This is a genomic window from Lysobacter enzymogenes (assembly GCF_017168095.1).
Lineage (GTDB): Bacteria > Pseudomonadota > Gammaproteobacteria > Xanthomonadales > Xanthomonadaceae > Lysobacter > Lysobacter enzymogenes_D.
Map to the genome: position 1 here is coordinate 1 of NZ_LXSD01000403.1, position 4,759 is coordinate 4,759.

6 protein-coding genes are annotated in these 4,759 nt (G+C 68.6%); 4 read left to right on the forward strand and 2 right to left on the reverse strand.

Going from position 1 to position 4,759, the window contains the following annotated elements; translation table 11 throughout:
- The 3 genes from A7A76_RS17065 to A7A76_RS17075 all read left to right on the forward strand — a co-directional run.
- Positions 1 to 280: hypothetical protein (locus A7A76_RS17065; RefSeq protein ID WP_206412329.1), on the forward strand; the 280-nt coding region annotated here is incomplete at its 5' end.
- A gap of 91 nt (positions 281 to 371) precedes the next feature.
- Positions 372 to 779, forward strand: a complete 408-nt coding sequence (locus tag A7A76_RS17070) for a hypothetical protein (RefSeq protein ID WP_206412330.1) — start codon at positions 372 to 374, stop codon at positions 777 to 779.
- A 19-nt stretch (positions 780 to 798) separates the two neighbouring features.
- A complete protein-coding gene (locus A7A76_RS17075; protein WP_206412331.1) occupies positions 799 to 1,200 on the forward strand; it encodes a hypothetical protein in 402 nt (133 codons plus the stop codon).
- Between the two features lie 270 nt (positions 1,201 to 1,470).
- Here the strand turns inward: A7A76_RS17075 and tsf are convergent, their stop codons facing one another.
- Both tsf and rpsB read right to left on the reverse strand, forming a co-directional pair.
- Positions 1,471 to 2,352: a translation elongation factor Ts gene (tsf, locus tag A7A76_RS17080; protein ID WP_206412332.1), complete on the reverse strand. Its 882-nt coding sequence runs from the start codon at positions 2,350 to 2,352 to the stop codon at positions 1,471 to 1,473.
- Between the two features lie 270 nt (positions 2,353 to 2,622).
- Positions 2,623 to 3,450: a 30S ribosomal protein S2 gene (rpsB, locus tag A7A76_RS17085; protein WP_206412333.1), complete on the reverse strand. Its 828-nt coding sequence runs from the start codon at positions 3,448 to 3,450 to the stop codon at positions 2,623 to 2,625.
- 430 nt (positions 3,451 to 3,880) lie between these two features.
- Between rpsB and map the strand changes: the two genes are divergently transcribed.
- Positions 3,881 to 4,657 (forward strand): type I methionyl aminopeptidase, encoded by a 777-nt coding sequence (gene map, locus A7A76_RS17090; RefSeq protein ID WP_206411155.1) that lies wholly within the window; start codon positions 3,881 to 3,883, stop codon positions 4,655 to 4,657.
- The last annotated feature ends 102 nt before the right edge of the window (positions 4,658 to 4,759 follow it).

The window sequence follows — 4,759 nt, forward strand, 5'->3', positions numbered from 1 at the left end:
CTGCGAGCCGGTCGGCGAAGTGCGCGGGCTCCAGCCCGGCGGCGACGGCTTCCTGGCCGTGCGCGCCGGCCCCGGCGCCGGCCGCGCCATGCTCGACCGGCTCGGCAACGGCCGCCAAGTGCGGCTGTGCTACAGCCGCGGACGCTGGGTGTCGGTGTTGTATCCGGCGCCCGGCAGCGGCGAACGCTGCCGCGCGGACTCGCCGGACATCCGCGACTACCGCGGCCCGTGCAAGTCCGGCTGGGTGCATTGGGATTGGATCGCGATCATCGCCGGTTGAAGGCGGCGGCCGCGTGTCCACTGGAATCTTCGGTAAACCGGGCGTTCGCGCCACGCGCCGCCTGCGGTTCCACGCCAGAAGGAGCTTTGCGATGACTGCAACGAACGCGGCGCGATGGATCGCCGCGCTGATGCTGCCGGCGCTGCTGGCCCAGGCCGCGCCGCCGCGCGCGGTGCCGGTGGAAGTCGGCGGCAGCGAGGAATGGGACGCCTGCGGCTCGGTCGGGCAGGTGCGCGGGCTCAAGGCCGACGGCGACGGCTTCCTGGCCGTGCGCGCCGGGCCCGGCGCCGACTATCCGATGCTCGACAGGCTCGGCAACGGGCGCCTGGTCTATCTGTGCGCAAGCCAGGGCCGCTGGACGGCGGTGGTGTACGCGCCGAGCGGCGCGGACGCCAGCGTCTGCGGCGTCAGCTCGGCGATCGCCCAGGCCCGCGTCTACCGCGGCCCGTGCAAATCCGGCTGGGTGCATACGGCCTGGATCGAAGTCGTCGCCGGTTGAGGCGTTCAGGGAGGCTGCGATGAAAACTGGCGAAGCGGCGCTGTTGGCGCTGGCATTGGTGCTGTCTACGGGCGCGACGGTGGTCGCGCCGCCGCGCGCGGTGCCGGTGGTGGTCGGCGGCGACGACATCCTCGACGCCTGCGGCTCGCTAGGCGAAGTGCGCGGGCTCAAGGCGGACGGCGACGGCTTCCTGGCCGTGCGCAACGGTCCTGGCGCGGCGTACGCGACGACCGACAAGCTGTTCGAAGGCCGCGAGGTGCTGATGTGCGACCAGCGCGGTGAGTGGATCGCGGTGGTCTACAGCGATTCGAGCCTGGGCCGCTGCGGCGTGACTGCGCCGATCGCCAAGCGCCAGGCGTATCGCGGCCCGTGCAAGTCGGGCTGGGTGCACCGCAAATGGATTGTGCTGATGGCCGGTTGATGGGGCGGCTGATCGGCTGGTCGGCTGGTCGGCGGTGCAGACGGCGGCCAGCGCTTGCGGCAGGGCCTTTTGTTCTTGTGGGAGGGCCTTCAGGCCCGATGCTTTTGTCTCAGATTGCCGCGACCTGAGCCAAGAACATCGGGCCTGAAGGCCCTCCTACAGGCACGATTCCCGCGGTTTGGACGCGGGCTCGATTCCCGGCCGCGACGGCAAAGAAAAAGGCCGCGGAATCCGCGGCCTTTTCCGTCTTGCTCAGCAGGGCAGGGCGGCTTACGCCAGGCCGGCCTGCTTCATGACTTCGGCGGCGAAGTCGTCGGTCTGCTTCTCGATGCCTTCGCCCACGACCAGACGGGTCATGCTGACCACGTCGGCGCCGGCGGCCTTGACCGCCTGCTCGACGGTCTGGTCCGAGTTCAGCACGTACGGCTGGCCGTACAGGGTGACCTCGTTGACGATCTTGGCGATCTTGCCGCTGATGATCTTCTCCAGGATGTCGGCCGGCTTGGCCTTGTCCTTCTCCGACATCTTGGCCAGCTCGATTTCCTTTTCCTTGGCCACGAACTCGGCCGGGACGTCGGAGGCCTTGATGTGCGGCGGGTTCATCGCCGCCACGTGCATCGCGATGCCGCGCGCCAGCTCGGCGTCGCCGCCCTTGAGTTCGATCAGCACGCCGATCTTGCCGCCGTGCACGTAGGCGGCGACGTTGTTGGCGCTGTCCAGGCGGACCAGGCGGCGCACCTGCAGGTTCTCGCCGACCTTGGCGATGACCGCGGCGCGGGTTTCCTCGACGGTTTCGCCGGTCGGCAGCTTGGCGGCCTTCAGGGCGTCCACGTCGGCGGCGCCGGAGCTCAGGGCAACCTGGGCGACGGCGTCGGTGAAGGCCAGGAAGTTGCTGTCCTTGGCGACGAAGTCGGTTTCCGAGTTGATCTCGACCAGCACGGCCTTGCCGCCGTCCTGGGCGACCGCGATGCGGCCTTCGGCGGCGACGCGGTCGGCCTTCTTCTCGGCCTTGACGGCGCCGGACTTGCGCAGCCACTCGACGGCGGCTTCCAGGTCGCCGTTGGTTTCGGTCAGGGCCTTCTTGCACTCCATCATGCCGGCGCCGGTGCGCTCGCGGAGTTCCTTGACCAGGGAAGCGGTGATTTCAGCCATGAGATTACCTCGGGTATTCGTGTGGCTCGTTGCAGGAGCGGCGTAAGCCGCGACGAATCGAATCGACGCAATGCGCGAAATCGGCCGGAGCGATGGTGTCCGGCCAGCCTTTCGCTCCGGTTCGCGCGCAAGGACCGATCGGGCCCTCGATGGTGTCGCGCGCGGAGCTTCGTTCGTCGCGGCTTACGCCGCTCCTGCAGGAGCGGGATGCGGGTGTCGCAGCCGCGCAGTGTCGCGCGGCTGCATGACGGTGCGGCGACTGCCGGCCGATTACTCGGCGGCAGCGGCGTCCGGCTTGGCGGCGGGCTTCTTGGCCGGCGCGCGGCCGCGCGGGGCCTTGCGGTCGTCCTTGCCGGCTTCTTCGTTGCCGGCGTCGGCAGCGGCGAAGTCTTCCTCGCGCACGCCGGCGCTCGGCGCGGCGGCCTTGCCTTCCAGCACGGCGTCGGCGGCGGCGCGGGCGTACAGCTGCACGGCGCGGATGGCGTCGTCGTTGCCCGGGATGGCGTAGTCGACCAGTTCCGGGTTGTAGTTGGTGTCGACCACGGCGATGACCGGGATGCCGAGCTTCTTGGCTTCCTTGATCGCGATGTCTTCATGGCCGATGTCGATCACGAACAGCGCGTCGGGCAGGCGGTTCATGTCCTTGATGCCGCCCAGCGAGGCTTCCAGCTTGTCGCGCTCGCGGCGCAGGCCCAGCACTTCGTGCTTGACCATCTTCTGGAAGGTGCCGTCGGTTTCGCCGGCTTCCAGTTCCTTCAGGCGCGAGACCGACTGCTTGACGGTGCGGAAGTTGGTCAGGGTGCCGCCCAGCCAGCGCTGGGTCATGAACGGCATGCCGCAACGCTCGGCCTCTTCCTTGATCGACTCGCGCGCCGAGCGCTTGGTGCCGATGAACAGGATGGTGCCGCGCTTCTGGGCGATGCCCGAGATGAAGTTCATCGCGTCGTTGAACAGCGGAACGGTCTTCTCGAGGTTGATGATGTGGATCTTGCCGCGCGCGCCGAAGATGTACGGACCCATCTTCGGGTTCCAGTAACGGGTCTGGTGGCCGAAGTGGACGCCGGCTTCCAGCATCTGACGCATGGTGATCTGGGGCATTGCAAAACTCCGAAGGCAGTGGAACCGGCGCCGCGAACAGGTGTGGGCGCTGCGTCCGCGGCAAGCCGCGGGCGCGTGGTTCCGGGGTTGGGCCTCCCTGCCGCTTCCGTGTCCGAACCGCTGCGGGCGGAGCTTGCGGCTCCGGACCTTGGGCGGCACCCCGGCACGGGGGATGGCGGCAGGTGTGAATTCGCCGGTGACGTCCGGCGTGGACGGCTGCGATCGGGACTCGGGAATGAGCGGTCCGGCCGCAGAGCCGCGGAATTGTAGCCGCGGCGGGGGCCTGGGGCAACTTTGGGCGTGAAGGCCCTCCTACAAGGTCGGGGGATATCTCTGCGGGGTCTGAGATCGATTCAATCCCCCCGTCCCGGCACGCTGCGGACCGTACGGCGCGGTGATCCCGGCAGCCTGAATGAGCGATAATGCCGGCATGGCCATTTCCATCAAGACCCCCGAAGAGATCGAGAAGATGCGCGTCGCCGGCCGCCTGGCCGCCGAAGTGCTCCAGGTCGTCGCTCCCTACGTCAAGCCGGGCGTGAGCACCGGCGAGCTGGACCGCATCTGCTACGACCACATCGTCAACGTGCAGAAGGCGATCCCGGCCAACGTCGGCTATAAAGGTTTCCCCAAGACCGTGTGCACCTCGGTCAACAACGTCATCTGCCACGGCATTCCCAGCGACACGAAAATCCTCAAGGACGGCGACATCGTCAACATCGACGTCACCGTGATCAAGGACGGCTGGCACGGCGACACCAGCCGCATGTATTACGCCGGCACGCCCTCGGTGATGGCCAAGCGCCTGGTCGAGGTGACCCGCGAGGCGATGTTCCGCGCGATCCGCTTCGTCAAGCCCGGCGCCACCCTCGGCGACATCGGCCACATCATCCAGACCTACGCCGAGGCCGAGCGCTTCAGCGTGGTGCGCGATTACTGCGGCCACGGCATCGGCCGGGTCTACCACGAAGAGCCGCAGGTGCTGCACGTGGGCCGCGCGGGCGAGGGCATCAAGCTGGTTCCCGGCATGACCTTCACCATCGAACCGATGATCAACGAAGGCACCTACCGGCATAAGACCCTGCCGGACGGCTGGACCGTGGTGACCAAGGACCGCAAGCTGTCGGCGCAGTGGGAGCATACCGTCGCGGTGACCGAGGACGGGGTCGAGATCCTGACCCGCGTGCCCGGCGACGACAACGACCTATGACCGGCCCCGTCGCCGACGAACGCTCGGCGACGCCCGCGGCGGCGGCCGATGTCGCCGCCGACGCCGCGCCCGGCAGTCCCGCCGCGGTCCGCGCCGCGCTCG